Origin of the sequence: Mesorhizobium sp. B2-8-9, from assembly GCF_006439475.1 — a bacterium.
Lineage (GTDB): Bacteria > Pseudomonadota > Alphaproteobacteria > Rhizobiales > Rhizobiaceae > Mesorhizobium.
The window spans coordinates 51,743-77,581 of the sequence record NZ_VFTQ01000005.1 but is presented as its reverse complement, the minus strand read 5'-3'; the positions used below and the strand labels follow the sequence as shown (position 1 = coordinate 77,581).

Genomic DNA, 25,839 nt, shown 5'->3' with positions numbered 1-25,839 from the left:
TTGCTTGAACGCGCTATTCAATGCTAGATTTTGGCAGAAACGGGGCATCTTCGCAACCCGATTGCGAGGCAATTCGGCTATAGTGCCGCACCGATAGCAACCCACAACCGAGCGGGAGAACGGCGGCCGCGAGGCCAGCCGAAAGCAAAGCCATGAGCGTTTCCGAGATCGCCCTCGCCGAGGGTCAAAGCGCCGATGGACGCGGCGGCGAGGTCCGACGCGGGCTCGCCGCTTCGACGCCGGTGCTGCTCGGCATCATCCCCTACGCGCTGGTGCTCGGCGCGCAGGCCGCGCAGAAGGGCCTGAGCGTGGCCGAGGTGCCGCTGATGACCGGCCTCAACTTCGCCGGCGGCTCAGAATTCGCCGCGATCCAGCTCTGGACTTCGCCGCCGCATATCCTGTTGATCGCCGCCATCACCTTTCTGGTCAACAGCCGGCATTTCCTGATGGGCGCCGCACTCGCGCCGTTCATCAACCATCTGCCGAAGCGGCAGGTTTTTCCGGCGCTGTTTCTGATGTGCGACGAGAGCTGGGCCGTAGGCCTCGCGGATGCGCGGCGGCGCGCCGACGTCGGCATGCGGCCGGCCTTCAGCCTGGCCTTTTATCTGGGCGCCGCGCTGCCCTTCTATCTCGCCTGGGTGGCGTTTACGACCTGCGGCGCGGCACTCGGGCCGCTGCTCGGCGACGTCGAGACCTATGGTTTTGCCTTGGCTTTCCCTGCTGTCTTCCTGGTGTTGCTTCGGGGCATGTGGACGGGCTTTGCCGCGGCCCGGCCCTGGCTCGTCAGCCTGGTGGTGGCGGCGCTCACCTATCTCGTCGTGCCCGGCGCCTGGTATGTGGCGGCCGGTGCGCTGTCCGGCCTGGTGGCCGCGTGGTTCCTGGCAGGTGAGAGATGATCGATCCGATGACCGTGCTCGCCATCCTGGCGATGGCCGGCGTGACGTATCTCACCCGCATCGGCGGCTATGTGGTGCTGAGAAACCGCGCGCTCGGCCCACGCGCCACGGCGGTGATGGAAGCCGCGCCCGGCTGCGTGCTGATCTCGGTGATCGCGCCGGATTTCGTCTCGAAGAATCCGGCCGATCTGGCGGCGCTTGCAATAACGGTGCTGGCGGCGACACGGCTGTCGATGCTGCCGACGGTGGTGATCGGGGTGGCTTCGGCGGGCATGCTGAGATGGCTGATAGGCTAGCTGCCTCAACCGCCGTAAAGCCCGAGCTCGTCCAGCTGGATCGATGCGGCGTCGCCTTCGCCAGGTCCGTCCGCATGCTGCTTCAACGCGGCATCCAGCCTTTTGCTATCGCTGCCTCGCGGATCGGCTATCGCGTCGACGAGCCTATCGAGAGAAACGCCAAGCTGGTCCAGGCCAAGCTGTCTCTCGATCTCGGCGATCGCCGACGGCGATTGCCGTTTCAACGCTTCGACGGCGTTCTTGATCGCCGTACCGTAGGACGACACTGACTCATATTCGGCCTGATCGATGCGGAACTCATTGCCCGCACGTTCCATCAGTCGGACCTTCGTCGCTGTGATATTGAGGTTGTCGAGGCTGAACTTGGATGCTGGGGCCGTGGGCTCCGCCTGCATGAGCGGCGAAGCCGCGGCGCCGACGGCGCTGTGGCTACTGGCAGCCGGCCTGGCCGTCGGCAACAGGCGCTGCGGCTGCAGGGTCACAATGGCGATGTTGACGGTCGAGGACATTACGGGTCTCGCAGGCGGCCCTCCGTCATGGTTCGGACGCCGGACAGTCGAGCCAAGACGTCATGTCCCGAGCAAAGCGTTTCACAGGCAATTAGCCCAGTTGTCCTAAGAGTTCGATAGAAGGATGGCTCACCTTTTAACGATGGGCGCGTTATCACCCCAAGAGTCATTCGTCCCCGCCACCGTCATGGCCGCCGAAGTCTGCGCCGCCGTCATGGCTGGCACCGTCCCCGCCTTCGTGATCGCCATCATGATCGTCGCCGTCATGATCGTCGCCCTGATGATCGCCGTCCTGGTCGCCTTCATGCGAGCCGGTAGCGGCGCCGTCGCCCTTGTGCCCGGCCTCATCATTGTCGGCGGCTTCATTGTCGTCGCTGACGCTGGATGTATTGACCTGATCGTCGTCAGGGTCGGCTGCGGACGCCGCCGTCAACCCGCCGCCATTGTCGGAGCCCGCATAGGACGACTGCGTGGCGAAGATGCCGAGCAGGCCGATTGCAGTTGCCGCAAACAAGGGAAGGGTTTTCATCCACGCGCTCCGGTCCGTTTTGTGAGATCGGATCATCGTCGCGCCGGATTACGGCGCCCTTAAATGAGTGATTGCAATTTTAGAAACGTCTTATTTTTGTGCCGACCTAGCATGCGGCCGCGACGGTGAAGCAGTGCCGCTTGCGGCTCTCGCCACGATCGCCTCCAGCGGCTCGGGCCGGTGCAGGAAATAGCCCTGGCCATAGGCAACGCCCATGTCCATGAGAATATCCAGCGCGTTCCTGTCCTCGACCTTCTCTGCAACCACGGCAGCGCCCATCGAGCGGGCGATACCGGTGATCGCCGAAACGATCTCGCGGTCGAACCGGCTTTCGGCGATGTGCTCGACGAAGGAGCCGTCGATCTTGATAGCATCGACGGGGAAGCGCCTGAGATATTCGAACGAACTCATCCCGGCGCCGAAATCGTCGAGGCTGACGCGGCAGCGGCGTTGCCTGGCCTTGCGCACGAACTCGGCCGCGGCATCGAAATTGGTGACGGCGGCGGTTTCGGTGATCTCGAAGCCGATGGCCGGGGCCGGCGCGCCGCCGTCGGCGATCGCCTCGTCGACGAAATCCCAGAGCTGCGGATCGGAAAGCGTCTGCGCCGACAAATTGAAGTCGAGCGAGATGGCGCCCGCGCGCATCGCCTCGCCGTGGCGCGTCAGCGCGGTGCGGATGATCCAGCGGTCGAGCCGGGCGGCAAGGCCGAAGCGTTCGGCGACCGGCATGAAATCGCCGGGCGGGATCATCTTGCCGTTGCGGGCCTCGAGCCTGGCCAGCACCTCGACGTGGCGGCTATCTTCCCATGGCTGGCCGAGCCGATGGATTTGCTGGCCGAACAGCTTCAACCGGCCGTCCTCCATCGCATCGACAAGGTCCGCGGCCAGCCGCGCGGCATTGAGGCCGGCGCCCGACGTCGTTTCCGGCGAGAACACCGCGAAGCGGTCCCGGCCGCCGGCCTTGGCGGCGTAGCAGGCATCGTCGGCGCAGGCGAGCGCGTCGGCCACGCTCATGTTGGGGTCGCGCACGAAGGCGATGCCGATGCTGGCGGCAAGCCTGCGCGAGGTGACGGCAGTGCCGATATCGGCGTCGCGCACCGCGGTAAGCACCGCGCGGGCAAGGTGCTCGGCACAGGCGTCATTGCAGTTCGGCACCAAAAGCGCGAATTCGTCGCCGCCGAGGCGCGCCGCCTGCGCCGACGCGGGCAGGCTGGCGAGGATGCCCGCCGCGACGCTCTTCAGCGCGAGATCTCCGGCGGCATGGCCGGCATAGTCGTTGAGCGCCTTGAAGTAGTCGAGGTCGACATAGAACACGGCAAGCGGCAGGCGCCCGGCCATGGCGATGTTCTCGGCAAGCAGCCGGTCGAAGGCCGAACGGTTGAGCAACCCGGTCAGCGCGTCGTGACGCGCGGCGAAGGCAAGCTCCTCGGCGCGCGTCTTCTCCTCGGTGATGTCGCGTACCGTGCCCAAAATCTGGCCGGCCGAGCCGACGCCGGCAATGAAACGCACCAGCGATTCGAGATGGCGGACTTGGCCGTCACGCAGGACGATCCGGTATTGTGAGGCGACGACGCTGTTCGAGCCGGGGGCGATCAGATGCGCTCGCTCGGTGGCTTCCTTGTCGTCGGGATGAAGGTAGGTGTGCCACAGGTCGGCCGTCACCTCATCGGTATCGGCAACCAGGCCGAAGATCTCGCGCGTGCGCGCGTCCCAATAGCTCTTCTTCGTACCGATATCGTGGTGCCAGATGCCCGTGCCGCTGGCGGCAATCGCGAGGCGGAAGCGGATGTTGACCTGCTCGAGCGCCGCCTCGGCCTCTTTCTGCCGGGTGATGTCGGTCTGCACGCCCATCATCCTAAGCGGCTTGCCGTCGGCGTCGCGCTCGACAATGCCGCCGCGGTCGAGCACCCACACCCAGTGGCCGTCCTTGTGGCGCAGGCGCAGCTCCGTCTCGATGAAACCTGCGAGGCCCGCAATATGGCGGTCGCCGCTTTCCTGCGCACGCTGGCGGTCATCCGGATGGGTCAGCTTCAGCCAGAGGTCGGACGTGTTGGCGAGCTCGTCAGCCTCATAGCCCAGCATCTTCGACCAGGTCGGCGAATAGTAGCAATCGCCGGTCGACAAATTCCAGTCCCATAGGCCGAGATGAGCGCGATCAAGCGCCAGCGCCCAGAACTTACCGTTGCGTTTATCGTCGTCCGCCATTCTTTGTTCTTGCCATCCCGTCCCGGCAATATTGCATGAAAGCAGAGAAAAAAGGGTTACCGGGAGTGGTTCAGTTAATCTCCCCCCAAAGAGGGGGAGATGGCCGGCAGGCCAGAGGGGGCGTGAAGGATCGCGACGTTGATTTTGTTGGGGTGGAGCTGGTCGCTACCGGCTTGGCTGTGACTGCAAAAAACTGAAACGCCGGTGGGACAGCGCCCCCTCTGGCCTGCCGGGCATCTCCCCTCTTGGAGGGAACTAGCGCTCGACCGCCGTTGCCGATCGCCTAGCCGCTGCCAACCTTCTTCGCACCACCGTCGCAACTTTTCCTGGAATTGCTCTCAGGCAGTCTGCAGGAACACCTCTGCCGGCGCCATCCCGACCAGCTCAGCAAAGCGGCCATGGTCGGTGGCGCCCTCCGAGTTGACGACGAGCACGCGGGAGCCGGTATCGAGACCTAACGCCGCGCGCATCTGCCCGTCGCCCGCAGCGCGGACCAGTCCGGCGAGCCCGACGCCGCCGCTCTCGCCGGAGACGATGGCCGGATCGTTGCCCAAGGGCTGCGCCAGCCGCTTCATTACGGCGACCGCGTCCTCTTCTTCGACCGTCATGAAGGCATCGCCGACGCGCGCCAGCACGCGCCAGGCGACCAAGGACGGCTCGGCACATTCGAGCATCGTCATCACGGTCGGCTGCTGCTGGGCGATCGTCACCGGACGTCCGGCCTCAGCCGAGGCGTAGACGCAAGCCGAGCGCCGCGGCTCGACCACCACGGCTTTCGGCCGCCTGGAGCCAAGCATGACCGCCACATGGCCGGCGATCGCCGCCGCGAAGCCACCGACGCCAGCCTGCAGGAAGACATGCGTCGGTGGCTCGGCCAAGCGCCGCAGCGTCTCGCGCACGATCACCGTGTAGCCCTGCATGACCAGTCCGGGGACGCGCTCATAGCCGAGCCAGGACGTGTTGGAGACGATCTTCCAGCCGCGCTCGGCACCGACGCGGGCGACTTCGCGCACCGCATGGTCATAGCCGCCCTCGACCTCGACAATCTCGGCGCCGAAGCGAGCGATGGCCGCGACACGCTCGCGGCTTACGCCAGCATGGACGTAAATCACCGAACGCGCGCCGACGAGGCCGGCCCCCTGCGCCACCGAACGGCCATGGTTGCCATCCGTTGCGCAGCAGAATGTCATCTGAGCAGCGATGGCGCGCAGCTTGGGATCGTTGATCTCGCCGATATCGACATCGCGCCCGAAGCGCTTGCCGGCCTCCTCCAGCACCAGCCGCATGACGGCATAGGCGCCGCCCAGCGCCTTGAAGCTGCCAAGGCCGAGACGCTGGCCTTCGTCCTTGACATAAAGTGCCGCGACGCCGAGGTGATCGGCCAGCGCCGGCAAGGTGTGCAGCGGCGTTTCGGCATGATCGTCGCGCGCCTCGAGGTAACGCTCGGCCCGCTCGCCCCCCGCAATGCCGAGCGACTCGGCATCGGCGGCAACCAACGGCTGGTTGTGTTCGGGACGTTGGTTGAGAAGCAGCATGCTAGTCTTCCTGCGAGGCACTGAACTCTGTCGGCGGGCGCGATTCGGGCGCGATTTTGGATGCTTTAATTGGCTAAGTGATTGAAGTTTGTTTCGATTGGATGTCGCCGGATATTCGCTTCGGGACGACCAGATACAGCCAGCATGACTATTTTTGGTGGTATTTCACCCCCAGCGGCACGCCTATCTGATTCCTCCCGCGATCAGTCGGCCGCCAGCCGGGCGGCGACGCTAAGCAGGATGTTGGCGCCGGCAACCAGCTCGTCGGGACCGGTGAACTCGGCAGGATTGTGGCTGATGCCGCCCCGGCTCGGCACGAAGATCATCGCGGACGGCGCGATGCGGGCGATCATCTGCGCGTCGTGGCCGGCGCCGGAGGTCATGCGCCGGCACGAAAGGCCGGCGGCCCTGGCGCCGTCCTCGATCAGCGAGACGATGCGGGCATCGAAGGTCACCGGCTCGAAACGCGCCAGGCTTTCGGCATGGACGGTGACGCCGGCGCTTGCGGCCAGCTTGTCGAGGAAGGCGGCAAGCGCCGCCTCCTCTTCGCGAAGATGCGTTTCGTCGGGATCGCGCAGGTCGATGGTGAAGATCGCCCGCGACGGGATGACGTTGATGGCGTTCGGCTCGAACGCGATGGTGCCGACGGTGGCAACGGTGCGCGTCGATGAGGCGCTGGCCCGGTCCGCCAAGAAGCCGATCACGCGAGCGGCGGCGACGCCTGCGTCCTTTCGCATCGACATCGGCGTGGTGCCGGCATGGTTGGCCTCGCCGTCGATGGTAACGCGCTGCCAGGAAATGCCCTGCAGGTTCTCGACCGCGCCGATGGCGATGCCCTCGCGCTCGAGCACCGGCCCCTGCTCGACATGCAGCTCGACATAGGCATGCGGCTCGAGGAAGCCGGGCTGATGCCGACCGGCATAGCCGATGCGCTCCAGCTCCTTGCCCAACACCGTGCCGTCGGTGCCGACCGAGGCCAGCGCTTCCTCAAGGTTCCGACCGCCGGCAAAGACCAGCGAGCCCATCATGTCGGGCGAGAAGCGCACGCCCTCCTCGTTGGTGAAAGCGGCAACCACGATCGGGCGCGCCGGCGCGAAGCCGGCCTCCCTCAGGCTCTCGATCGCTTCGAGGCCGGCAAGCACGCCATAGCAGCCGTCATAGATGCCGGCGTCGATCACCGTGTCGATATGCGAGCCGAGCATGACCGGCGGCTGGCCCGCATTGGCGTCGTCCCGCCAGACGCCGAAAATGTTGCCGATGCGGTCGACGGCGACCTCGAGCCCTGCCTCTTCCAGCCAGCCGACGAAGCGGTCGCGGCCGAGCCGGTCCATCTCGGAGGCGGCGACGCGGACCAGCCGCCCCTGCGCATCGCGGCCGATACTGCCGAGTTCCTGGATACGGCCGAGAAGCCGGTCGGCGTTGATCATCAGATTGCTCATGCCGGCAGCCTCGCTTGCGCGACTTCTTCCGGCGCCATTCCGACCAGCTCGGCATAGCGGCCGGGATCGGTCGCGCCTTCGGAATTGATGATCAGCACGCGGGAATTCCCATCGAGACCAAGCGCCGCGCGCATCGTCTTGTCAGCGGCCGCGCGGATCAGACCGGCGAGCCCTGCCCCGCCGCTCTCGCCCGAGACGATCGCCGGATCGTTGCCGGCAGGTCTCGCCAGACGGTTCATCACCGCGACGGCATCTTCCTCGTCCACGGTCATGAAGGCATCGCCGATCCGCGACAGCACGCGCCAGGCGACCAGAGACGGCTCGTAGCATTCGAGCATCGCCATGACAGTGGGCTTGCTGTGCGCGATCGTGACCGGGCGTCCGGCCTTGGCCGTCTCATAGACGCAGGCCGCCCGCGCCGGCTCGACCACGATTGCCTTCGGGCGATCCTCGCCAAGCATGATGGCGAGATGGCCACCCACAGCTGCGGCGAAGCCGCCGACGCCGGCCTGAAGGAAGACGTGGGTGGGTGGCTCAGGCAAACGCTTCAGTGCTTCACGCACGATCACCGTGTAGCCCTGCATCACAAGCCCGGGTATGCGCTCATAGCCCGGCCAAGACGTATCGGAGACGACGGTCCAGCCGCGCTCGGCGGCGACGCGGGCGGCCTCCCTGACCGACTGGTCGTAATCACCGGCGACGCGCACCATCTCGGCGCCGAAGCGGGCAATGGCCGCCACGCGTTCGTTGCTGACGCCGGAGTGGACGAAGATGACGGAGCGCGCGCCGACAAGGCTGGCGCCCTGGGCCACCGAGCGTCCATGATTGCCGTCGGTGGCGCAGGCGAAAGTCATCTGCCCGGCCATCGCCTTCACCTCAGGCTTGTGCAGGTCCTCGACCGCGACGGCGCGGCCGAGCTGCCTGCCTGCCTGCTCCAGCACCAGATGCATGACGGCATAGGCGCCGCCCAACGCTTTGAAGCTGCCGAGGCCGAGGCGCTTGCCCTCGTCCTTGACGTGCAGCGCGCCGATGCCGAGCTCGGCCGCCAGCGCCGGCAGGGCGTGCAGCGGCGTCTCGGCATGGTTGTCGCGCGCGGCAAGGAAGCGCTCGGCCTCGTCGGCCCCGGCGAGCCCAAGCGTCGCGGCGTCCTCCTCGGTCAGCGGATGGCGATGGTCCGGGTGGCGGTTGAGCAGGAACATGGTCGGCTTTCTCCTCTTGATGACTGAAATTTATTGCAGGCCAAGCGAGAAAGGCGCTCTGTTTTGGCGCTTGAATTGCAAGTTTGTTTCGTTGGGAAACGCTGCCATGTCCATTTCGCCCGAACTCGACGCCTTCGACCGCGCCATCCTCGCCATCCTGCAGAAGGACAACGCCACGCCGCAGCGCACGATCGGCGAGAGGGTCAACCTGTCGGCGCCCGCCGTTCAGCGGCGCATCAAGCGCATGGAGGAGACCGGCGTCATCCGCGCCAATGTAGCGCTGGTCGATCCGGCCAAGGTCGGCCACCCGATCACGATCTTCGTCGAGGTCGAGGTGGAGAGCGAACGCGCCGAGCTGATCGACGCCGCCAAGCGCGGCTTTGCCCAAGTGCCCGAAGTGCAGCAATGCTACTACGTCACCGGCGAGGCCGATTTCATCCTCGTCGTCACGGTGGCGACGATGGCCGATTACGAGGCGCTGACCAGGCGGCTGTTCTTCGAGAACAACAACGTCAAAAGGTTTCGCACGTTCGTGGCGATGGACCGGGTGAAGGTGGGACTGGAAGTGCCGGTGGGGTGAGGCGTCGAAGCTGCCGACCTCCCCAACAAGTGGGGAGATCGGCTGCCGTCCTGGTTTTCGCTAATCTCCAACCTCTACTGGGTCGGCGACGCCGCGTGTTCGCACGACACCTTCGGGTTCATGTCGGCGAAGGTGCAAGCGCCGTGGCTGTTTGTGCTTGATGATCCCGGGTTCGATGCGGCGGCCGCCGATCATCCCTTCGGCAGGTATGAAATCGTTCCGGCTAGGTCGGTGTTGTCGAACAGCTGAAAGCGGCTGTCGCTGCCGCCCTGGCGGGCCGACACGAAGGGGGCGTAGGCCGGATCATTGGTGAAGGCGTGCGCCGCCGCTTCCGATGGGAAGGCCATCAGCGCGATCAGCGTCGTGTCGAGCGGCTTGCCCTCGAGCGTCTTCACATTGCCGCTGCGCGCCAGATACCTGCCGCCGTGCTTGTGAACGAGGTCGTGCACGGTAGCGGCGTAGTCCGGTATCCATTTCGGATCTTTCACCTTGATATCCGCGATAAGGTAAGCGGTCATGGTCATTCTCCTGGTTGCTGCGCACAGGGATATCCCGTGCGTCGGCCAAACGGCTCGCACGACAGGGCTCGCGCCAACCAGTCCTGGATCTGTACCGGCCCGGTACAGTTTCTGTACTCGCCGCTTCATTCATGAAGGTCTAATGTCCGGCCAACTCTGGAGGAGGCGCCGATCATGACCCAGCACGGTTACAAGCAGTTCTGCCCGCTATCGATGGCCGCCGAGGTGCTGTGCACCCGCTGGACGATGGTGTTGATGCGCGAGCTGGTGGCGGGCTCGACCCGCTTCAACGACCTGCGCCGCGGTGTGCCGAAAATGTCGCCGACCCTTCTGTCGCAACGGCTGAAGGAGCTGGAGTTGGCAGGGATCGTGGAGCGGCGGGAAGTCCCCGGCGAGAAGGGTATCTTCGACTACCGGCTGACCGAGGCGGGACGCGACTTGCGCCCTGTTGTCGAGGCGATGGGTTTTTGGGGACAGAAATGGGTCGAGTCCCGGCTGTCGTTGAAGAACCTCGATCCGTCGCTGCTGATGTGGGATATGCGGCGTAATCTGAACCCCTCGCCGCTGCCTGATGGAAGAACCGTGATACAATTTCTGTATCAGGACCTCCCAGCCTCGAAACGCTCGTGGTGGCTGATCGTCGAGAAGCATGGTGAGGTCGATTTGTGCTGGTACGATCCGGGCTTCGAGGTCGACCTCTACGTCTCGACCGATCTCCACACGATGACCGCAATCTGGATGGGCGTGCTGACTGTCGAGAAGGCCGGCGTGAAGGTCGTCCTGACCGGCGACAAGGCTATTGGCAGGAAGATGCAAAGCTGGCTCGGGCTCAGCCCGTTCGCGGTCGAACCGAAGCGCGCGGCGTAGCCGGGCACCACCTTGGCTGTCGCACGTTTATGGCGATGGACCGGGTGAAGGTGGCTGGAAGTGCCGGCGGGCGCACCTTGCCTCAATATAATCCCTTCGAGGCGTTTCGTATCACGACATGATACTTTACGCTTGATCTTGGAGCCGCATCATGAGAAGATACGTTTCGGGGGAAGTGGATGATACGCTCGTTCAGAGACAGGATCACTGAGGCGGTTTCGACAGGCAAAGCTCCGAAAGGATTCCCGGCAGATCTCGTTCGTGTCGCTCAACGGAAACTGTTCATGTTGGACAACGCTCTCGAACTGGCCGACCTCAAGGTCCCACCGGGAAACCGGCTTGAAGCGCTGAAGGGCGATCGCGCCGGTCAGTACTCGATCCGTATCAACGACCAATTTCGCGTTTGCTTTCGGTGGACGGATGGCGGAGCGGACGATGTAGAGATCACCGACTATCATTAGCTGAACCAACCAGCTCTATCCCGACATGAGCGGAACCAAATGATCAACCTCGACAAGCCTATCCATCCCGGCGAGATATTGAGGGCCGAGTTCCTCGAACCACTTGGCCTGAAGCCCTACACTTTGGCGAAGAAGCTTCACGTCCCACGTACGCGTATCGAACGCCTTGCCAACGAGACCACGCCTGTTACGCCAGACACCGCTTTGCGCCTCGCAAAGTTCTTTGGAACGACTCCGCAGTTCTGGATGAACATGCAGGCCAGCTATGACCTCGCCGTCGAGGGCACCTCCATACGGGATGAACTCAAAGAGATTGAGCGGTTCGGGGCGGCCGCAGCTTAGGAGTTCTTGCCGCCCGCCCTCCGCCCCAGCCATCTTGCATAGATCTCTCCGACAATCCCACGCCGGAATACCAGCACGCAGACCATGAAAATCAGCCCCGTGGCGATGGTCACCGGAAAGCCGGATGTCGCGAGCGTATTCTCCAGTCCGACGACAAGGCCGGCGCCGACCGCCGGGCCGGCCATGCTGCCGATGCCGCCGAGCAGCGTCATCAGGATCACTTCGCCCGACATCTGCCAGGTGACGTCGGTGAGCGTGGCGAACTGGAAGACGATCGCCTTGGTCGCGCCGCCAAAGCCGGCGAGCGCGGCCGACATGACGAAGGCGGCGAGCTTGTAGCGGCCGACGGAGTAGCCGAGCGAAATGGCGCGGTTCTCGTTCTCGCGGATGGAGCGCAGGATCATGCCGAAAGGCGAGTTGACGATGCGCCAGACGGCGAAGACGCCGATCAGGAAGACGGCGAGCACGAAGAAATACATGTTCATCGTGACGTTGAGGTCTACGACGCCGAACAGGTGGCCGCGAGGCACGCCCTGGATGCCGTCCTCGCCCTCGGTGAAGGGCGCCTGGACGCAGAAGAAATAGAACATCTGCGCCAGCGCCAGTGTGATCATCGAGAAATAGATGCCCTGCCGGCGGATGGCGAGGAAGCCCATGACGAGGCCCATGCCCGCGGCACCTGCGGTGCCGAGCAGGATGCCGGCCTCTGGCGGCCAGCCCCAGGCCTTCACTGCATAGGCGCAAAAATAGGCCGCGCCGCCGAAAAAGGCGGCATGGCCGAAGGAAAGCAGGCCGGTGTAGCCCAAGAGCAGGTTGAAGGCGCAGGCGAACAGCGCGAAGCACAGCATCTTCATGACGAAGATCGGGTAGATGACGAAGGGCGCGGCGATCAGCGCCACGATGCCCAGCACCGCCAGCGCCCGTTCGAGCCTCAAGGAGGCGGCGGCGCGTTCTGCGTGAAGGGTCGCTTGGCTCATCTCAGGCGTCCCTTCCGAACAGGCCGGCGGGCCTGAGCAAAAGCACGATCGCCATGATGACGAAGACGACGAGGTTCGAGGCCTCGGGATAGAAGACCTTGGTCAGGCCCTCGGCGAGGCCGAGCAAGTAGCCAGTGACGATGGCGCCGAGAATCGAGCCCATACCGCCGACCACGACGACGGCGAAGACGACGATGATCAGGTCCGAGCCCATCAGCGGGCTGACCTGGTAGACGGGCGCGGCGAGGATGCCGGCTAAGCCCGCAAGCGCCGCGCCCAGCCCGTAGGTGAGCGTGAGCAGAAGCGGCACGTTGACGCCGAAGGCCTGGACCAGTTCCGGGTTCTCGGTGGCGGCGCGCAGGTAGGAGCCTAGCCTGGTCTTCTCGATCAGCAGCCAGGTGCCGATGCAGACGATGAGCGAAGCCGCCACCACCCAGCCGCGATAGTTGGGCAGGAACATGAAGCCGAGATTGGTGCCGCCGGCAAGCAGCGCGGGCACGGCGTATGGATTGCCGGAAACGCCGTAATAATAGCGGAATACGCCTTCGATGACCAAGGCCAGGCCAAAGGTGAAGAGCAGGCCATAGAGTGGGTCGAGGCGGTAGAGATGCGACAAAGCAAGGCGCTCGACCGCCATGCCGAACAGGCCGACGCCAAGCGGCACCAGGACCAGCGCCGGCCAGTAGCCGATGCCCAAATGCACCAGCAGCAGATAGCCGATGAAGGCGCCCAGCATATAGAGCGCGCCATGGGCGAAATTGATTATGCGCAGCAGGCCGAAGATGACGGCGAGCCCGAGGCTGAGCATGGCGTAGAAAGAGCCGTTGATCAGGCCAACGAGGAGTTGGCCGAGGAGCGCCTGGATGGGGATGCCGAAGATCATGGTCATGGCACCATCATACCCCCAGCACCTCGTGCAGCTTGTCGGTATGCGCGGTCAGCTGGCCGACGGCAAAACCCTCCACCACCTTGCCGTGATCCATCAGGTAGAAGCGGTCGGCGATGCGGGCGGCGAAGCGGAAGTTCTGCTCGACCAGCAGGATGGTCATGCCGCGCTTCTTCAGCGTCGCCAGCAACTCGCCGATGCGCTGGACGATGACGGGCGCCAGGCCCTCGGTCGGCTCGTCGAGCAAAAGCATCTCGACGCCGGTCCGCAGGATGCGGGCGATGGCAAGCATCTGCTGCTCGCCGCCAGACAGCTTCGTGCCCTGGCTGTTGCGGCGTTCCTTGAGGTTCGGGAAAAGCTCGAATATCTCCTCGACGCTCATGCCGCCCTTGGCCACGACCGGCGGCAGGATCAGGTTCTCGTCCACCGTCAGCGTGGCGAAGATGCCGCGCTCCTCCGGCACGAAGCCGATGCCTTGATGCGCGACGCGGTGCAACGGCAGGCGGATCAGGTCCTTGCCGTTGAAGGTTACGGAGCCGGTGCGCTTGCGGATCAGGCCCATGATGGCGCGCAGCGTCGTCGTCTTGCCGACGCCGTTGCGGCCAAGCAGCGTCACGGTCTCGCCGCGCATGACGTCGAGGTTGACGCCATGCAGCGCATGGCCCTCGCCGTACCAGGCGTGGAGATCGCGCACGGCAAGCAGCGGCTCACTCATGCTCGGTTCCCATGTAGGCGACGCGGACGCGCTCGTCCTGGCTGACGGCGGCGTAGTCGCCAGCCGCCAGCACCTGGCCGCGCTGCATGACGGTAATCCAGTCGCAGAGATCGGCAACGACGGTCAGATTATGCTCGACCATCAGCACGGCGCGGTCTTTTGCCAGCGCGCGGATGATGCCGGAGATGGTGCCGACATCCTCATGCCCCATGCCGGCCATCGGCTCGTCAAGCAGTAGCACCTTCGGTTCGAGAGCCAGCGTGGTGGCGATCTCCAGCACGCGCTTGCGGCCATAGGAGAGATCGCCGGCGAGACGATGCGCGGCGTCATCGAGGCCGACGATGGCGAGCAGCTCGCGCGCCCTCGGCGTAAGCCGATCCAACGCCGAGACCGGGCGCCAGAACTGGTAGCCCAGCCCGCTTGGACGCTGCAGCGCCACGCGAACATTGTCGAGCACGGAGAGGTGCGGAAAGATCGCCGATATCTGGAAGGAGCGGACGAGCCCCATGCGCGCCACTTTCGCCGGCGGCGTGCGGGTGATGTCGGTGCCGAGCAATTCGATCCTGCCGCTGGTCGGCTGCAGGAATTTGGTCAACAGGTTGAAGATGGTCGTCTTGCCGGCGCCGTTCGGGCCGATCAGCGCATGGATCTTGGCGTGATGGACGTCGAGGTCGACATCCTTCACCGCGACGAAGCCGGCGAAGTCGCGCCGCAGGCCGCGGGCGGAAAGCACCACCCGCGGCATCTGGTCCGTGCTGTCCGGGCGGACAGCGGTGGCGGTGTCGAGCGTCACTTGGCGACGAGCGGACAGCCGCTGTCCTCGGCCTTCATGAAGGCCTTGTCGCCCGGAATGGTCGCCAGATAGGTGTAATAGTCCCAGTCCTTCTTCGACTCTTCCGGCTTCTTGACCTGGTAGAGATACATGTCGTGCACCATCGAGCCGTCGGCCTGCACCTTGCCGTTGGCGGTGAAGACGTCGTTGACCGGCATCTCATGCAGCTCCTTGGCAACCGCCTCGGTCCCGTCGGTGCCGGCCTTGTCGATGGCCTTCAGATACTGCGTCACGGCCGAATAGGTGCCGGCCTGGATCATGTTCGGCATGCGGTTTGTGCGCTTGAAGAAGCGCTGGGCGAATTCACGGCTCTTGTCGTCGCGATCCCAGTAGAAGCCTTCGGTCAGCACCACGCCCTGGGCTGCCTGCAGGCCCAGCCCATGCACTTCGGCGAGCGTGAAGAGGAGCGCGGCCAACCGCTGGCCGCCGGCGACGATGCCGAATTCGGCTGCCTGCTTGATCGAGTTCGAGGTGTCGAGGCCGGCATTGGCGAGCCCGACAATCTTGGCGCCGGAGGACTGCGCCTGCAGCAGGAAGGAGGAATAGTCGGTGGAGCCGAGCGGATAGCGCACCTCGCCCAGCACTTTGCCGCCGCTCGCCTCGACGAGCTTGGCGGTCTGGTCCTTCAGCGAATAGCCGAAGGCATAGTCGACGGTGATGAAATACCAGCTGTCGCCGCCCTGCTTAACCAGTTGGCCGCCGGTGCCGACCGCTTGGGAGTGCGTGTCGTAGGCCCAATGGAAACCATAGGGCGAGCACTGCTTGCCGGTGAGGTCGGTGGAAGCCGCCCCGGTGACGATATCGATCTTCTTTTTTTCCTTGGAAAGCCCCTGCACGGCCAGCGCCACGGACGAGGTGGTGAGCTCCATGATCGCGTCGACCTGCTCGGTGTCGTACCACTGGCGCGCGATGTTGGAGGCAATGTCAGGCTTGTTCTGATGATCGGCGCTGACGATCTCGATCGGCGCGCCCTGCACCTTGCCGCCGAAATCATCGACCGCCATCTTGGCGGCCTCGACCGACCACTTGCCGCCGAAATCGGCATAGACGCCCGACTGGTCGTTGAGGATGCCGATCTTGACCTTGCCATCGGAGATTTCGCCAGCCGCGGCCGGCATTGCGGATGCCGCAAGGAGCGCGGCCGAGACGAGATAGGATGCTTTCACTGGTGGTTCCTCCCATGTGGCAACCACGGGAAACGCGGCTGCCTCGCGATGGTTCAACAGTTCCTTCGGATTTTGGATTGGAGCCTCGATCCCGCTCTGCCGCTCCTCCTCTGGCGGGCCCTCCTGTTTGCGGGCTGGGCCGCAGCGTGCCTTGGGTGCACGGGCGCGAGCCTAGCACCACATGTCGCGGGCCGAGAATGCTATTTTCGTAGCATGGCTATCGGCAGACCAGCGTTTACCAAGCAGACAGGCGATATGCAGGCTAAGTGCTTGCATTGTCTGGCTTTTCCACTCTCACGCTCACTTTTCGACGCCCGAGTGGAAAATTTATACTTTTCAACGGCTTGTCTTAAGCTTCTATTTTCTGCTCACCATGCCAGCCGCTTGCCGTCGCGAAAAAAGCCGCCGGTCGGACCGTCGTCCGGCAGAGTAGCGGCCCAGACGATGCCGGCCGCCCCTTGCGCGACCGGACGGCCGCCTGGGCCGCCCATGTCGGTCGCGACCCAGCCAGGGCAGATCGCATTGACCAGGACGCCGGCGCCGCGCAATTCCGCGGCCAGGATGCGAGTCAGCGCGTTGAGCGTCGCCTTGCTGGTCGAATAGGCCGGCGCGCCGGCACCCATCGAGGCGAGCGAGCCGCCCTCGGACGAAACGTTGACCAGCCGGCCGTGGCCGGAAGCGCCAAGCAGCGGCGCCAAGGCGGCAGCGACGCGCCAGGCGCCGAAGACATTGGTCTCGAATGCCTCGCGGATCACCGTCCAGTCGGGCCTGAGCGCCTGCGCCGAAGGGTCGTAATGGATGGCGGCGTTGTTGACCAAAACGTCCAGCCGGCCGAACCGGCTCCCGACCTCGGCCGCGGCGCGGTCTGCGGCCTCGGACGCGGCGACATCCAGCTCGATGGCTTCGACGGCGCTGCCAAGTGTCCTTGCCACCGTCTCGCCCTTGGCGAGGTCGCGCACACCGATGAGCACGGTGAAGCCGATTTCCGCAAGCTGGCGCGCCGTCTCCAGACCGATGCCGCGATTGCCGCCGGTGACGAGCGCCACCTTGCCGGAATGATCTGTGTTGGTGGTCATTGTTCTTGCTCCTGTTCGGTATGTCGGCAGCAAGATGGCATCGATCGGATCGAATGATTAGGGCGCGGAATTCGCACGCGTCGTGCGATTGGGTTCATGAAAGCTCCCAGCCGGGCACCGCCGCCTTCATCACAAGTGGGTGCTTGATCGCCAGGCGACCGTTGCGGCCCGCGCTTGCGAAGCGGCCATCCTATTCCACAAGAGGAAAGCGCCAGACACAATCCGGAAACAAGATTCAACAGTCGGGAAAAACTCCCGAAAAGAGCCGGTGTCATAACGGTACCCGCAGCAGCCGACCCACTACGGCGCGCAACAACAGACATTGATCCGAACCCAAGGAATGCCGATTATGAAAAAGACCCTTCTTTCCGCACTCGGCCTCGCCGTCGCTCTCGCTTTCGCGGTGCCGGCGCTCGGCACCACCGAAGCCAACGCCGCAGCAACCACACCCGCTGCGACCACGACGACTGCCACGACCACTGCTCCGGCCTCGGCCACCGAGACGGCGAAGCCTGCCGCCAATGGCCCGCACAAGAAGCTCAGGAAGCACCACCGTCATCATGCTCGCAAGCATCATCACGTGAAGAAGCACCACGTGCGCAAGCACCATGTGATGAAGAAGCATGTTGCGAAGAAGGCCGCATAAGGCCTGACGCGTTGCGGCCTTCATGACCGGATGATCCGAGACCGCTTGCTAAGGGTTCAGGATCATCGCTTCCCGAAAACGCCGCCCTCCCTCCCGGGCGGCGTTTTTGTTTGCGGGACTTAGTGGGCAACCCTGCAACCATTTCGGGATCATGCCTTACTTCTTCTGCGGGTGGATCGTCTCGCCGCGCTTCAACATCGCCACCAGATCAGCAATCTTCTTCTTGCGGCCGGCCTCGGTCTTCATGTTGTGGACGCGGAAGGCGAGCGCGAAGCGGTTCTGTGCCGAAAGCTTCTCCAGCATCGCTTTCGCCTTCGGTTCGGCATCGATCGCGGCCTGCAGGTCGGGCGGGATGGTCATCTCCTTCGATCCGCCATAGGCGCGGTCCCAGCGACCGTCGGCCTTGGCGGCCTCGACCTGCTTGAGGCCATGCTCGGTCATGCGGCCCGCCTCGATCAGGCGCGCGACATTGTCGATGTTGATCTTGCTCCAGATGCTCTTCCTGCCGCGCGGCGTGTAGCGCTGCAGGAAACTCTTCTCGTCGAGCGACTTGCGCACCGCGTCGATCCAGCCGAAGCAAAGCACGACGTCGATCGCCTCCTTTGGCGTGATCGAGGCGAGACCAGAACCGACCTTGTGGATCTTGATCCAGACCTCGCTTTCGCTGGCGTGGTTGTCGGCAAGCCAGGCATAGAAGCTTTCGGCATCCGCGAATTCGCGCACCTTGTTCGGATCCACCTTGATGGGGGCCATCGTTGTTCCTCCTTGCGCGGCGCCGAAGCTGCTAATCTCCCCCCTCGTGGGGGCGATGGCCGGCAGGGCAGAGGGGGGCGCTGTCCCGCCGACCGACAATGACGTTCGTTCTATCCGATCGAGACGAAACTGAAAGGTCGCATTCCTTCGCGCCCCCCTCTGCCCTGCCGGGCATCTCCCCCACAAGGGGAGATCGGCTGAACCGCCATCGGAGGCTCCGATACCACCATCGGTTTCTTCCGTTTCCGCTTCGCGCCTGGGTCTGCCAAACCTCCTCCATGCAAAGGAAAGGCATGGACATGGAGAAGCAAAAAATCCTGATCGTCGGCGGCAGCTCGGGCATGGGGCTGGCGCTCGCCAGGCGATGCCTTGAGGAAGGCGCGCACGTCATCATCGCCGGGCGCGGCGAAGCGAAGCTGGACGCTGCGCGGGAAAAACTCGGCCAGCCGGGCACGCTCGAAACAGCCGTGGTCGATATCAGCCGCGAGGATGAGGTCGCCGCACTGTTTCAGCGCATCGGCAGGCTCGACCACATCGTCAGCACGGCGGCCGACATCGAGGGCGCCTACCGGCTGTTGCCCGACATCGAGCTTTCAGCCGCGCAAAAGGTGGTGGAAAGCAAGTTCTACGGGCCGCTTTTGCTCGCCAAGCACGGCGCGCCGAAGCTGCCGTCAGCCGGCTCGCTCACCTTCGTCTCGGGCATTGCCGCCCACCGGCCGGCGGCGCGCGGCTCGGTCGTCGCCGCCGTAAACGCCGCATTGGAAGGGCTGGTGCGGGCTTTGGCCGTCGAACTGGCGCCGATCCGGGTCAACGCCGTCTCGCCCGGCTGGGTCGACACGCCGATCTGGGAGTTCGTCGCCGGCGACAAAAAGGACGACACGCTTGCGGCGATGGCGAAACGACTGCCGGTAGGTCGGGTCGGAAAGCCGGAGGACATCGCCGACGCAATCCGCTTCCTGATCGGCAATGGCTTTACGACGGGAGAGACGCTGCATGTCGAGGGCGGGCACCGCCTGGCGTGACCAAGGCGAACCCCTCCCGTAAAGCGATGAGCAGTGCCTTAAGCGCCGGCGGCTGGACGCGCCGGCGGCGCCAGATCATCACCACGTCCGCCGAGCGGACCGCCCCAGGCCAGGCAAGCTCGGACACCTCGCCGCGATCGATCGCGGCGGCGACCGCGATCCGCGGAACGAGACCGAAGCCGGCGCCGGCCGCCACCAGCCCGGCAATGGCGTCGATGCTGCCGGCTTCGGCGGCGAGGTTGGGATTGCCGAGGCCTGCTTCGGCGAATGCCTTGTCGACCATGGCGCGGTAGACGCAGCCTGTCTCGGTGGCGACGAAATGCTTCTCGGCCAGCGTCGCCAGATCGACATCCGCCCGGTTGTCGCCGGGCGGCGCTATCAGCGCCAGCGGCTCGACCGCCACGACGCGCCTGGCAAGGCGGCGGTCCGTCTCACCAACATCGATCTCTGGGGGCCGCTCGAAGCAGAAAGCGACGTCGATCTCGCCGTCGCCCAGCCTGCGCAGCAACTCGCCGCTTCCGGCTATCTTCAGCTTGATGTCGATGTCCGGATGACCGGCGCGGAAGCCGGCAAGCCAGCCGGCAAGCGTTGCCGAGGCGATGGTTTCCAGCGCGCCGATCGACACTGTGCCGGCCGTCCCGGCCCTCGTGGCATCGATGGCGGCCCGCGCGTCGCCGGCGAGCGCCAGCAGTTCCTCGGCATAGGGTTTCAGCGCCTCGCCGGCCGGCGTCAGGGTGAGCCCCTGCCGCGAGCGGGTGAAGAGACTGGCGCCAAGCTCAGTCTCCAGCGCCTGGATCTGGTCGCTGACGCTCGACTGGGCGAGATGGATCTCCTGCGCCGCGCGCGTGACGTTGCGGGTACGCGCGGCCGCGAGAAAGGTCTTCAGCAACCTGGGATGCACCGGCGCTCCGAGCCTACTGCAGCTGCGGCTTCTTCAGGAAGGAATTGCGGTCCGCGGATTTGACGCGCAGCCATGTCTCGCGGCCGTCGCGCACGACGCGCAGCGGAATTTCCGCACCGGCCGGGTTCTGCCAGAGTTTTCTGTAGAAATCGGCCAGACCATCGACTTCGCCGTCGCGCACATCGGAGATGATGTCGCCCTGGCGCAGGCCCGCCTGTGCGGCCGGGCCGCCTTCGGCGACGCTCATCACCACCACCATGCCGTTCGACTCGGCCGAGAAGGCGCCGAGCCACGGACGCGGCGCCTTCGCCGCCTGGCCGCGCTTGATCAGATCGTCGAGGATCGGCGTCAGAAGATCGATAGGCACGACCATGTTGATGTCGGCTACCTCGCCGGCGCGGCTCATCTGCAGGCGCAGCGAGCCGACGCCGAGCAGCTTGCCGGCGCGGTCGAACAGCGCGGCGCCGCCCCAGGACGGATGCGCGGGCGCCGTGAAGATCGCCTCGTCGATCAGATACTCCCAATAGCCGGCGAATTCCTGCTTGGTCACGATGTGGGCATCGACCTGCTGGCCGATTCCGTCGGCGAGCGTCACGGCATCGCCGATCTTGGCTTTCCTGGCATTGCCGAGCTGGACAGCCGGCAGGCCGAGCGGCGACAGCGCCTGCACGAGGCCGAAGCCGGTCTCCTGGTCGTAAGCCAGCGCATGCGCGGCCACCACACGGCCATCCTGGTCGGTCAGCCACACTTCCTCGGCCTCGGTGATGAGGTAGCCGATGGTGAGCACCAGCCCATTGTCGCGGATCACCACGCCACTGCCCTCGCGGCGCGTGCCCAGCGCATTGGCGGTGAAGGCGTCGTCCGGAACCGTGGCGCGCACGGCGATTACGGAGCGCGAAATTTTCTCGATGGTCATCGATCCATCCTGCATTGCGGGTCTCTGCCTATAAGTATGGCCGAAGGAGCGCCGTGCAAGGGCGGATTCCCCCTCGCCCAAGCTGGCATAAGCGCTAGTTCAATGAAGATTGAACTTTTTTCTTTGACGCGCGCGGAACCGCACCTAAGTCTATCGGCATCCGTGGCAGATGCCGCCCTTCACGAAACACAAGGCCTTCAACATGAACCAATACGTCCCGCCGAAAGTCTGGACCTGGAACAAGCCAAATGGCGGTGAGTTCGCCTCGATAAACCGGCCGATCGCAGGCCCCACGCATGACAAGAAACTGCCGGTCGGCAAGCACCCGCTGCAGCTCTACTCGCTGGCCACGCCCAATGGCCAGAAAGTGACGATCATGCTGGAGGAGCTTCTGGCGCTCGGCCACAAGGGTGCGGAATACGATGCCTGGCTGATCAAGATCAGCGACGGCGACCAGTTCGGCTCGGGCTTTGTCGAGGTCAATCCTAATTCGAAGATCCCGGCGCTGATGGACCATAGCGAGCCGAAGCCGGTGCGCGTGTTCGAATCCGGCTCGATCCTCACCTACCTCGCCGAGAAGTTCGGCGCATTCCTGCCGACCGAACGCGCGGCGCGCGCGGAAACCTTCTCATGGCTGTTCTGGCAGATGGGCTCGGCGCCTTATCTCGGCGGCGGCTTCGGCCATTTCTATGCCTATGCGCCCGAAAAGATCGAATACGCCATCGACCGCTTCGCCATGGAGACCAAGCGGCAGATGGATGTGCTCGACCGCCGGCTGGCGGAGAGCGAATATCTCGCGGGCCCCGACTACACGATCGCCGACATTGCGGTCTGGCCCTGGTATGGCGGGCTCGCCAAGGGCCGCAGCTACACCAACTCCGCCGAGTTCCTCTCGGTGCACGAATACAAGAATGTGCAGCGCTGGGCCGACGCGATCGACGCGCGGCCTGCGGTGAAGCGCGGCCGCATGGTCAACCGCATGTCCGGCGATCCGGCCTTCCAGCTGCGCGAGCGCCACGACGCCAGCGACTTCGAGACGAAGACGCAGGATAAGCTGCAAGCGGCGGAGTAATGTAATCTCGCCTCGTGCGGGAGATTGGCCGCCCCGTTACCTCCCATATGTGTATGTCACGGTCGCCTGGCCGAGCGCAGAGCTTTTAGCGGCGACCGAGATCATCTCCGGCAAGGGGTTGGCCGGTATGCGCAATGTCTTTTCACCCAGCGCATAGAGCGTGAAGACATAGTGATGGTCGCCGCTGCCGGGCGGCGGGCACGGGCCGAAATAGCCGGCGCGGCCGACGCCGCCTTTGCCCTGCACGGAGCCCTTGGGCATGCGCTTGCCGCCCTGCGCGCCGGCGCCCTCGCGCAGACCCTTGGCGCTCGCCGGGATGTTCCAGGCCAGCCAGTGCCAAAAGCCCTTGCCGCCATTGGCATCGGTGTCGAACATGGTCAGCGCGTAGCTTTTCGTTCCGGCCGGCGGATCCTTCCAGGCAAGCGCGATCGAGACGCTCTGCCCGCCACAGCCGGCTTTGTCGCCGAGATATTTCGCGTCCCATTTGCCGTTCGACACCGACGGGCTGGATATCTCGAAGGCCGCCGCCTGACTGGCGAAGGCGACAAGGGCAAGCAAAGTGAAGCCGAGGCGCAAGGTCATCTGATCCTCCCTGAATGACGTAGCGTAGCCGAAAAGCGGCCCGAAAAAGGGCAAGTTAGCGCGGCCGCCTGCCGGGACAATGAAAAAGCCCCGCCGGTGGAGGCCGTCGGGGCTCTTTCGTTCGGACCGTGGAGGTGGGACCCCACGGCCGGGTCGATCCAGGGGGTTGGATCGATCGCGACACTAGCCGAGGAATCGGGCGCGCGGACAATCACGCCTGCGCACGACCAATCACGCCTGCGCGAGTGGACGGCCGGCTGCTGATCTCCCTGGAGGAAGATCAGCCCCGCAGCAGCTTTGCCAGTCTCGGCACGCCTTCGTTCACCGCGTGGTCGTCGGCAAGCGTGAATGACATGCGCAGCGTGTTGCGGCCGGTGCTGTCGGCGTAGAAGGCGTTGCCCGGCACGAAGGCGACGCGCGCCTCCTTGATCGAGCGCGCCAGCAACTCGGTGGCATCCGTACCTTGCGGCAGCGTCAGCCAGACAAACATGCCGCCGTCCGGACGGCTCCAGGAAATGCCGGCGGGCATGTCGGCTTCCAGCGCGGAAAGTAGCGCATCGCGGCGCTTTCGGTAGGCGCCGATCAGCTTTTCCACCTGGGCGTCGAAAATGGTTTCGGCGACGCGGTGCATGACCATCTGGTTGATCGACGGGCTGTGCAGGTCGGAGGCCTGCTTCATCAGGACCAGTTTTTCCACCACATGGCGCGGCGCGCAGACCCAGCCGACGCGCATGCCGGGCGACAGTATCTTCGAGAAGGAGCCGCAATAGAGCGTGCGCGCATGATCGATGCCGCCGGCGCGGGCGCAGTCGAGCCCCAGGATCGGCGGCTCGCCCTCCCCGTCGTAACGCAGCGCGCGATAGGCGGCATCCTCAATGACGGCGATGTCGAGCTCGCCGGCGAGGTCGAGCACCGCCTCGCGCTGCTCGGCATCCAGCGTATTGCCGGTCGGGTTGGCGAAATCCGGCACCAGATAGGCGAACTTCACCTTGCCGCCATTTGCCGCCGCTGCCGCGCGATAAGCCTCGGGCGTCATGTTGCCGCCGGCGGGGTTCAGCCGGTCGTAGCGCGGCTCATAGGCGTTGAAGGCCTGCAGCGCGCCGAGATAGGTCGGCCATGTCACCAGCGCAGTGTCGCCGGGGGACAAAAAGAGCTTGCCGAGATAGTCGAGCGCCTGCTGCGAGCCGGAGGTGATGAAGATGTTGCCTTCGTCGCACTGAACGCCAAGCTTGCCCATATAGGCGGCCAGCCATTTGCGCAGCGGCAGGAAACCCTCGCTGACCTGGTACTGCAGCGCGGCGCCCGCCTCCTTGCCGCCCAGCACGGCCTGGTAGGCATCGCCGATGGCTTCGGCCGGAAACAGCGACGGGTCGGGAATGCCGCCGGCGAAGGAGATGATGTCGGGCTGGTCGAGCAGCTTCAACAGCTCGCGGATTTCCGAAGCCTTCATGCGCGAGGAACGCGAGGCCAGAAGGTTCAACAGGGTCAAGACGCACCTCCCGCAGCGTGCTTCTATTTAGGTCAGGTTAGTTGACCTATTATCAGGCCTGGCCTTTCGCGTGAATACACAAAACGGTCATGGCTCATCGTCCAGGCAACATTTGGCCCACAGATTTTCGCAAATGCTAATGAAAAGCCATTGCACGCTCGGCAAGGCCAGCGCACGATTATGACCAGAAACTGGAAGTTGATAGAAAATCAATCCGGAGCAAATGGGGGAACGCGTATGACGCTCGAGGTCATCGGGGCCGGCTTCGGCCGCACCGGCACGTGGTCGACTTTCGCCGCGCTGAACAGGCTCGGCTTTCCGAGCTATCATATGCAGGAAGTCATCATCAACAAGGCCAACAAGGGCCATCTCGACTTCTGGCGCAAGGTGGCGAACAGCCCGCCCGGCGCGCAGCATGACTGGAACCGGGTCTTCGCCAATTATCGGGCGACCGTCGACAATCCGGGCTGCTGCGTATGGCGCGAGCTGATGGCCGCCTATCCGGAAGCCAAGGTGCTTCTGACCCTGCATCCGCGCGGAGCCGAGGCCTGGTACGACAGCACCATCGACACGATCTACTTCACCGAGAATGTCTGGCAGTTCAGGGTGCTGGAATGGCTGACGCCGTTCGGCCGCAAGTTCGGCGACATGTCGCGCAAGCTGGTCTGGGGCCGGACGCTGAAGGGCGTGATGAACGACCGCGACAAAGCGGTGGCGCGTTATAACGCCTATGTCGACGAGGTGAAGGCGGCGGTGCCGCCTGAGAAGCTGCTTGTCTTCAAGGTCAGCGACGGCTGGGCGCCGCTCTGCAATTTCCTTGGCGTCGCGATGCCCAACGAACCCTTCCCCAACCTCAACGACCGCGCCAGCATCAAGAAGATCATCAACGGGATGATCATGGGATCTTATCTGATGCTTGCCGGCGTGGCGGTCCTGATCGCGCTGGCCATCGGCGCCCTGTGGTGGTGGCTGGCGTAGCGGCCACCCGGATCGGCCTGCCAGGGCCGCGGCGCTCCGGCTCCGGCGGCCGCGCGATTAGAACGGCAAACGGATCTCGTCAGGTTCGATCCTGTCAGGCCAGCCGATGTCCTTCTGGATCTCGGTCGGCAGCTCGTTAAGCTCGCGCGCCGTGCGGCGGCGCTTGCTGGCCTGCGCGAAGGCGGCGCGGATTCGGTTGAGACTTTTGAACATGAAAAACCTCCTAAATCAGCGGCGGAAAACCGGTGCCGCCTCTTCCCGGCGTCGCTTTTGCGATGCGTCTGTAACCGGTGGATTGCGCGCGAACGGTGAAATGCTTCACGAAGCCGGAACGGCTTGAAACATATGCATGCAAATTAGTTTGCAGGATCAGCCACGCGGTCTGCATGAAAACCAGGAGCTTGCATGACCTGCATGTCAGACGCTTGGGCTGGTCGCCTTGATGGATTGAT

29 protein-coding genes are annotated in these 25,839 nt (G+C 64.6%); 10 read left to right on the top strand and 19 right to left on the bottom strand.

What is annotated here, in order from left to right; all coding sequences use genetic code 11:
* Positions 1-152: 152 nt before the first annotated feature.
* Positions 153-896: an AzlC family ABC transporter permease gene (locus tag FJ423_RS08135; RefSeq protein ID WP_140840679.1), complete on the top strand. Its 744-nt coding sequence runs from the start codon at positions 153-155 to the stop codon at positions 894-896.
* Positions 893-1,192 (top strand): AzlD family protein, encoded by a 300-nt coding sequence (locus tag FJ423_RS08130; protein ID WP_140840677.1) that lies wholly within the window; start codon positions 893-895, stop codon positions 1,190-1,192. The genes FJ423_RS08135 and FJ423_RS08130 overlap by 4 nt, the downstream gene beginning before the upstream one ends.
* A 5-nt stretch (positions 1,193-1,197) precedes the next feature.
* On the opposite strand, the gene FJ423_RS08125 is transcribed toward FJ423_RS08130, so the two are convergent.
* From FJ423_RS08125 to FJ423_RS08100, 6 genes are all read right to left on the bottom strand, one after another.
* On the bottom strand, positions 1,198-1,674 hold the full coding sequence (locus FJ423_RS08125) for a hypothetical protein (protein ID WP_140840675.1): 477 nt from the start codon (positions 1,672-1,674) through the stop codon (positions 1,198-1,200).
* Positions 1,675-1,867: 193 nt separating this feature from the next.
* Positions 1,868-2,230, bottom strand: coding sequence for a hypothetical protein (locus FJ423_RS08120; RefSeq protein ID WP_140840673.1), 363 nt, complete (start codon positions 2,228-2,230; stop codon positions 1,868-1,870).
* Between the two features lie 90 nt (positions 2,231-2,320).
* Positions 2,321-4,435 carry an EAL domain-containing protein gene (locus FJ423_RS08115; RefSeq protein ID WP_140840671.1) on the bottom strand — a complete coding sequence of 705 codons (2,115 nt, stop codon included), beginning with the start codon at positions 4,433-4,435 and terminating at the stop codon, positions 2,321-2,323.
* 338 nt (positions 4,436-4,773) lie between these two features.
* The gene (locus tag FJ423_RS08110; protein ID WP_140840669.1) at positions 4,774-5,970 is read right to left on the bottom strand and encodes a diaminopropionate ammonia-lyase; all 1,197 of its coding nucleotides are present in this window, start codon (positions 5,968-5,970) and stop codon (positions 4,774-4,776) included.
* Between the two features lie 203 nt (positions 5,971-6,173).
* The gene (locus FJ423_RS08105) at positions 6,174-7,409 is read right to left on the bottom strand and encodes a Zn-dependent hydrolase (protein ID WP_140840667.1); all 1,236 of its coding nucleotides are present in this window, start codon (positions 7,407-7,409) and stop codon (positions 6,174-6,176) included.
* Positions 7,406-8,608, bottom strand: a complete 1,203-nt coding sequence (locus FJ423_RS08100) for a diaminopropionate ammonia-lyase (protein ID WP_140840665.1) — start codon at positions 8,606-8,608, stop codon at positions 7,406-7,408. Before FJ423_RS08100 ends, FJ423_RS08105 begins: the two co-directional genes overlap by 4 nt.
* 106 nt (positions 8,609-8,714) lie before the next feature.
* On the opposite strand from FJ423_RS08100, the gene FJ423_RS08095 reads away from it, so the two are divergent.
* Positions 8,715-9,188 carry an Lrp/AsnC family transcriptional regulator gene (locus FJ423_RS08095; protein WP_181174745.1) on the top strand — a complete coding sequence of 158 codons (474 nt, stop codon included), beginning with the start codon at positions 8,715-8,717 and terminating at the stop codon, positions 9,186-9,188.
* Positions 9,189-9,379: 191 nt separating this feature from the next.
* Here FJ423_RS08095 and FJ423_RS08090 read toward each other — a convergent pair whose 3' ends face one another.
* Positions 9,380-9,706, bottom strand: coding sequence for a DUF1330 domain-containing protein (locus FJ423_RS08090; protein ID WP_140840663.1), 327 nt, complete (start codon positions 9,704-9,706; stop codon positions 9,380-9,382).
* Positions 9,707-9,880: 174 nt separating this feature from the next.
* Here FJ423_RS08090 and FJ423_RS08085 point away from each other — a divergent pair, with 174 nt between their 5' ends.
* From FJ423_RS08085 to FJ423_RS08075, 3 genes are all read left to right on the top strand, one after another.
* Positions 9,881-10,573, top strand: coding sequence for a helix-turn-helix domain-containing protein (locus FJ423_RS08085; protein WP_140840661.1), 693 nt, complete (start codon positions 9,881-9,883; stop codon positions 10,571-10,573).
* Positions 10,574-10,752: 179 nt separating this feature from the next.
* Positions 10,753-11,034, top strand: a complete 282-nt coding sequence (locus FJ423_RS08080; RefSeq protein WP_140840659.1) for a type II toxin-antitoxin system RelE/ParE family toxin — start codon at positions 10,753-10,755, stop codon at positions 11,032-11,034.
* A 39-nt stretch (positions 11,035-11,073) separates the two neighbouring features.
* The gene (locus tag FJ423_RS08075; protein WP_140840657.1) at positions 11,074-11,376 is read left to right on the top strand and encodes a HigA family addiction module antitoxin; all 303 of its coding nucleotides are present in this window, start codon (positions 11,074-11,076) and stop codon (positions 11,374-11,376) included.
* Here the strand turns inward: FJ423_RS08075 and FJ423_RS08070 are convergent.
* The 6 genes from FJ423_RS08070 to FJ423_RS08045 all read right to left on the bottom strand — a co-directional run bounded on the left by FJ423_RS08070 (position 11,373) and on the right by FJ423_RS08045 (position 17,028).
* Positions 11,373-12,353, bottom strand: coding sequence for a branched-chain amino acid ABC transporter permease (locus FJ423_RS08070; protein ID WP_140840655.1), 981 nt, complete (start codon positions 12,351-12,353; stop codon positions 11,373-11,375). The two genes, FJ423_RS08075 and FJ423_RS08070, sit on opposite strands and share 4 nt — an antisense overlap.
* 1 nt (position 12,354) lies before the next feature.
* Entirely contained in the window at positions 12,355-13,242 is an 888-nt protein-coding gene (locus FJ423_RS08065; RefSeq protein ID WP_140840653.1) for a branched-chain amino acid ABC transporter permease, read from the bottom strand.
* A 7-nt stretch (positions 13,243-13,249) separates the two neighbouring features.
* Positions 13,250-13,954: an ABC transporter ATP-binding protein gene (locus tag FJ423_RS08060; protein WP_140840651.1), complete on the bottom strand. Its 705-nt coding sequence runs from the start codon at positions 13,952-13,954 to the stop codon at positions 13,250-13,252.
* Positions 13,947-14,699: an ABC transporter ATP-binding protein gene (locus FJ423_RS08055; protein ID WP_140841060.1), complete on the bottom strand. Its 753-nt coding sequence runs from the start codon at positions 14,697-14,699 to the stop codon at positions 13,947-13,949. The genes FJ423_RS08060 and FJ423_RS08055 overlap by 8 nt, the downstream gene beginning before the upstream one ends.
* A 44-nt stretch (positions 14,700-14,743) precedes the next feature.
* Positions 14,744-15,952 carry an ABC transporter substrate-binding protein gene (locus FJ423_RS08050; RefSeq protein WP_140840649.1) on the bottom strand — a complete coding sequence of 403 codons (1,209 nt, stop codon included), beginning with the start codon at positions 15,950-15,952 and terminating at the stop codon, positions 14,744-14,746.
* 368 nt (positions 15,953-16,320) lie between these two features.
* Positions 16,321-17,028 (bottom strand): SDR family NAD(P)-dependent oxidoreductase, encoded by a 708-nt coding sequence (locus FJ423_RS08045; protein ID WP_140840647.1) that lies wholly within the window; start codon positions 17,026-17,028, stop codon positions 16,321-16,323.
* Positions 17,029-17,377: 349 nt separating this feature from the next.
* Here FJ423_RS08045 and FJ423_RS08040 point away from each other — a divergent pair, with 349 nt between their 5' ends.
* Entirely contained in the window at positions 17,378-17,674 is a 297-nt protein-coding gene (locus FJ423_RS08040; protein WP_140840645.1) for a hypothetical protein, read from the top strand.
* A 156-nt stretch (positions 17,675-17,830) separates the two neighbouring features.
* On the opposite strand, the gene FJ423_RS08035 is transcribed toward FJ423_RS08040, so the two are convergent.
* Entirely contained in the window at positions 17,831-18,427 is a 597-nt protein-coding gene (locus FJ423_RS08035; RefSeq protein WP_140840643.1) for a YdeI/OmpD-associated family protein, read from the bottom strand.
* Positions 18,428-18,720: 293 nt separating this feature from the next.
* Here FJ423_RS08035 and FJ423_RS08030 point away from each other — a divergent pair, with 293 nt between their 5' ends.
* Positions 18,721-19,449, top strand: coding sequence for an SDR family oxidoreductase (locus tag FJ423_RS08030; protein ID WP_140840641.1), 729 nt, complete (start codon positions 18,721-18,723; stop codon positions 19,447-19,449).
* Here FJ423_RS08030 and FJ423_RS08025 read toward each other — a convergent pair.
* Together FJ423_RS08025 and FJ423_RS08020 are read right to left on the bottom strand one after the other, a co-directional pair.
* Positions 19,400-20,350, bottom strand: a complete 951-nt coding sequence (locus FJ423_RS08025; protein ID WP_140840639.1) for a LysR family transcriptional regulator — start codon at positions 20,348-20,350, stop codon at positions 19,400-19,402. The two genes, FJ423_RS08030 and FJ423_RS08025, sit on opposite strands and share 50 nt — an antisense overlap.
* A 13-nt stretch (positions 20,351-20,363) precedes the next feature.
* Entirely contained in the window at positions 20,364-21,266 is a 903-nt protein-coding gene (locus tag FJ423_RS08020; protein ID WP_140840637.1) for a S1C family serine protease, read from the bottom strand.
* A 202-nt stretch (positions 21,267-21,468) separates the two neighbouring features.
* On the opposite strand from FJ423_RS08020, the gene yghU reads away from it, so the two are divergent.
* Positions 21,469-22,338 (top strand): glutathione-dependent disulfide-bond oxidoreductase, encoded by an 870-nt coding sequence (yghU, locus tag FJ423_RS08015; protein WP_095768495.1) that lies wholly within the window; start codon positions 21,469-21,471, stop codon positions 22,336-22,338.
* A 36-nt stretch (positions 22,339-22,374) separates the two neighbouring features.
* Here the strand turns inward: yghU and FJ423_RS08010 are convergent, their stop codons facing one another.
* Together FJ423_RS08010 and FJ423_RS08005 are read right to left on the bottom strand one after the other, a co-directional pair.
* Positions 22,375-22,920 carry a YbhB/YbcL family Raf kinase inhibitor-like protein gene (locus tag FJ423_RS08010; protein WP_140840635.1) on the bottom strand — a complete coding sequence of 182 codons (546 nt, stop codon included), beginning with the start codon at positions 22,918-22,920 and terminating at the stop codon, positions 22,375-22,377.
* Positions 22,921-23,200: 280 nt separating this feature from the next.
* Positions 23,201-24,370, bottom strand: coding sequence for a PLP-dependent aminotransferase family protein (locus FJ423_RS08005; protein WP_181174763.1), 1,170 nt, complete (start codon positions 24,368-24,370; stop codon positions 23,201-23,203).
* 276 nt (positions 24,371-24,646) lie between these two features.
* Between FJ423_RS08005 and FJ423_RS08000 the strand changes: the two genes are divergently transcribed.
* A complete protein-coding gene (locus FJ423_RS08000) occupies positions 24,647-25,387 on the top strand; it encodes a sulfotransferase family protein (protein WP_140840631.1) in 741 nt (246 codons plus the stop codon).
* A 57-nt stretch (positions 25,388-25,444) separates the two neighbouring features.
* Here the strand turns inward: FJ423_RS08000 and FJ423_RS07995 are convergent, their stop codons facing one another.
* Positions 25,445-25,600, bottom strand: coding sequence for a DUF1127 domain-containing protein (locus FJ423_RS07995; protein WP_140840629.1), 156 nt, complete (start codon positions 25,598-25,600; stop codon positions 25,445-25,447).
* Between the last annotated feature and the right edge of the window lie 239 nt (positions 25,601-25,839).

What these genes read in the sequence shown, in the direction of transcription:
- FJ423_RS08060 (WP_140840651.1), bottom strand. Translation starts at nt 13,954, where the DNA reads ATGAGTGAGCCGCTGCTTGCCGTGCGCGATCTCCACGCCTGGTACGGC.
- FJ423_RS08065 (WP_140840653.1), bottom strand. Translation starts at nt 13,242, where the DNA reads ATGACCATGATCTTCGGCATCCCCATCCAGGCGCTCCTCGGCCAACTC.
- FJ423_RS08095 (WP_181174745.1), top strand. Translation starts at nt 8,715, where the DNA reads ATGTCCATTTCGCCCGAACTCGACGCCTTCGACCGCGCCATCCTCGCC.
- FJ423_RS08080 (WP_140840659.1), top strand. Translation starts at nt 10,753, where the DNA reads ATGATACGCTCGTTCAGAGACAGGATCACTGAGGCGGTTTCGACAGGC.
- FJ423_RS08040 (WP_140840645.1), top strand. Translation starts at nt 17,378, where the DNA reads ATGAAAAAGACCCTTCTTTCCGCACTCGGCCTCGCCGTCGCTCTCGCT.
- FJ423_RS08130 (WP_140840677.1), top strand. Translation starts at nt 893, where the DNA reads ATGATCGATCCGATGACCGTGCTCGCCATCCTGGCGATGGCCGGCGTG.
- FJ423_RS08010 (WP_140840635.1), bottom strand. Translation starts at nt 22,920, where the DNA reads ATGACCTTGCGCCTCGGCTTCACTTTGCTTGCCCTTGTCGCCTTCGCC.
- FJ423_RS08100 (WP_140840665.1), bottom strand. Translation starts at nt 8,608, where the DNA reads ATGTTCCTGCTCAACCGCCACCCGGACCATCGCCATCCGCTGACCGAG.
- yghU (WP_095768495.1), top strand. Translation starts at nt 21,469, where the DNA reads ATGAACCAATACGTCCCGCCGAAAGTCTGGACCTGGAACAAGCCAAAT.
- FJ423_RS07995 (WP_140840629.1), bottom strand. Translation starts at nt 25,600, where the DNA reads ATGTTCAAAAGTCTCAACCGAATCCGCGCCGCCTTCGCGCAGGCCAGC.
- FJ423_RS08000 (WP_140840631.1), top strand. Translation starts at nt 24,647, where the DNA reads ATGACGCTCGAGGTCATCGGGGCCGGCTTCGGCCGCACCGGCACGTGG.
- FJ423_RS08110 (WP_140840669.1), bottom strand. Translation starts at nt 5,970, where the DNA reads ATGCTGCTTCTCAACCAACGTCCCGAACACAACCAGCCGTTGGTTGCC.
- FJ423_RS08035 (WP_140840643.1), bottom strand. Translation starts at nt 18,427, where the DNA reads ATGGCCCCCATCAAGGTGGATCCGAACAAGGTGCGCGAATTCGCGGAT.
- FJ423_RS08135 (WP_140840679.1), top strand. Translation starts at nt 153, where the DNA reads ATGAGCGTTTCCGAGATCGCCCTCGCCGAGGGTCAAAGCGCCGATGGA.
- FJ423_RS08055 (WP_140841060.1), bottom strand. Translation starts at nt 14,699, where the DNA reads ATGCCGCGGGTGGTGCTTTCCGCCCGCGGCCTGCGGCGCGACTTCGCC.
- FJ423_RS08045 (WP_140840647.1), bottom strand. Translation starts at nt 17,028, where the DNA reads ATGACCACCAACACAGATCATTCCGGCAAGGTGGCGCTCGTCACCGGC.
- FJ423_RS08115 (WP_140840671.1), bottom strand. Translation starts at nt 4,435, where the DNA reads ATGGCGGACGACGATAAACGCAACGGTAAGTTCTGGGCGCTGGCGCTT.
- FJ423_RS08075 (WP_140840657.1), top strand. Translation starts at nt 11,074, where the DNA reads ATGATCAACCTCGACAAGCCTATCCATCCCGGCGAGATATTGAGGGCC.
- FJ423_RS08085 (WP_140840661.1), top strand. Translation starts at nt 9,881, where the DNA reads ATGACCCAGCACGGTTACAAGCAGTTCTGCCCGCTATCGATGGCCGCC.
- FJ423_RS08090 (WP_140840663.1), bottom strand. Translation starts at nt 9,706, where the DNA reads ATGACCGCTTACCTTATCGCGGATATCAAGGTGAAAGATCCGAAATGG.
- FJ423_RS08005 (WP_181174763.1), bottom strand. Translation starts at nt 24,370, where the DNA reads ATGAAGGCTTCGGAAATCCGCGAGCTGTTGAAGCTGCTCGACCAGCCC.
- FJ423_RS08120 (WP_140840673.1), bottom strand. Translation starts at nt 2,230, where the DNA reads ATGAAAACCCTTCCCTTGTTTGCGGCAACTGCAATCGGCCTGCTCGGC.
- FJ423_RS08030 (WP_140840641.1), top strand. Translation starts at nt 18,721, where the DNA reads ATGGACATGGAGAAGCAAAAAATCCTGATCGTCGGCGGCAGCTCGGGC.
- FJ423_RS08070 (WP_140840655.1), bottom strand. Translation starts at nt 12,353, where the DNA reads ATGAGCCAAGCGACCCTTCACGCAGAACGCGCCGCCGCCTCCTTGAGG.
- FJ423_RS08020 (WP_140840637.1), bottom strand. Translation starts at nt 21,266, where the DNA reads ATGACCATCGAGAAAATTTCGCGCTCCGTAATCGCCGTGCGCGCCACG.
- FJ423_RS08105 (WP_140840667.1), bottom strand. Translation starts at nt 7,409, where the DNA reads ATGAGCAATCTGATGATCAACGCCGACCGGCTTCTCGGCCGTATCCAG.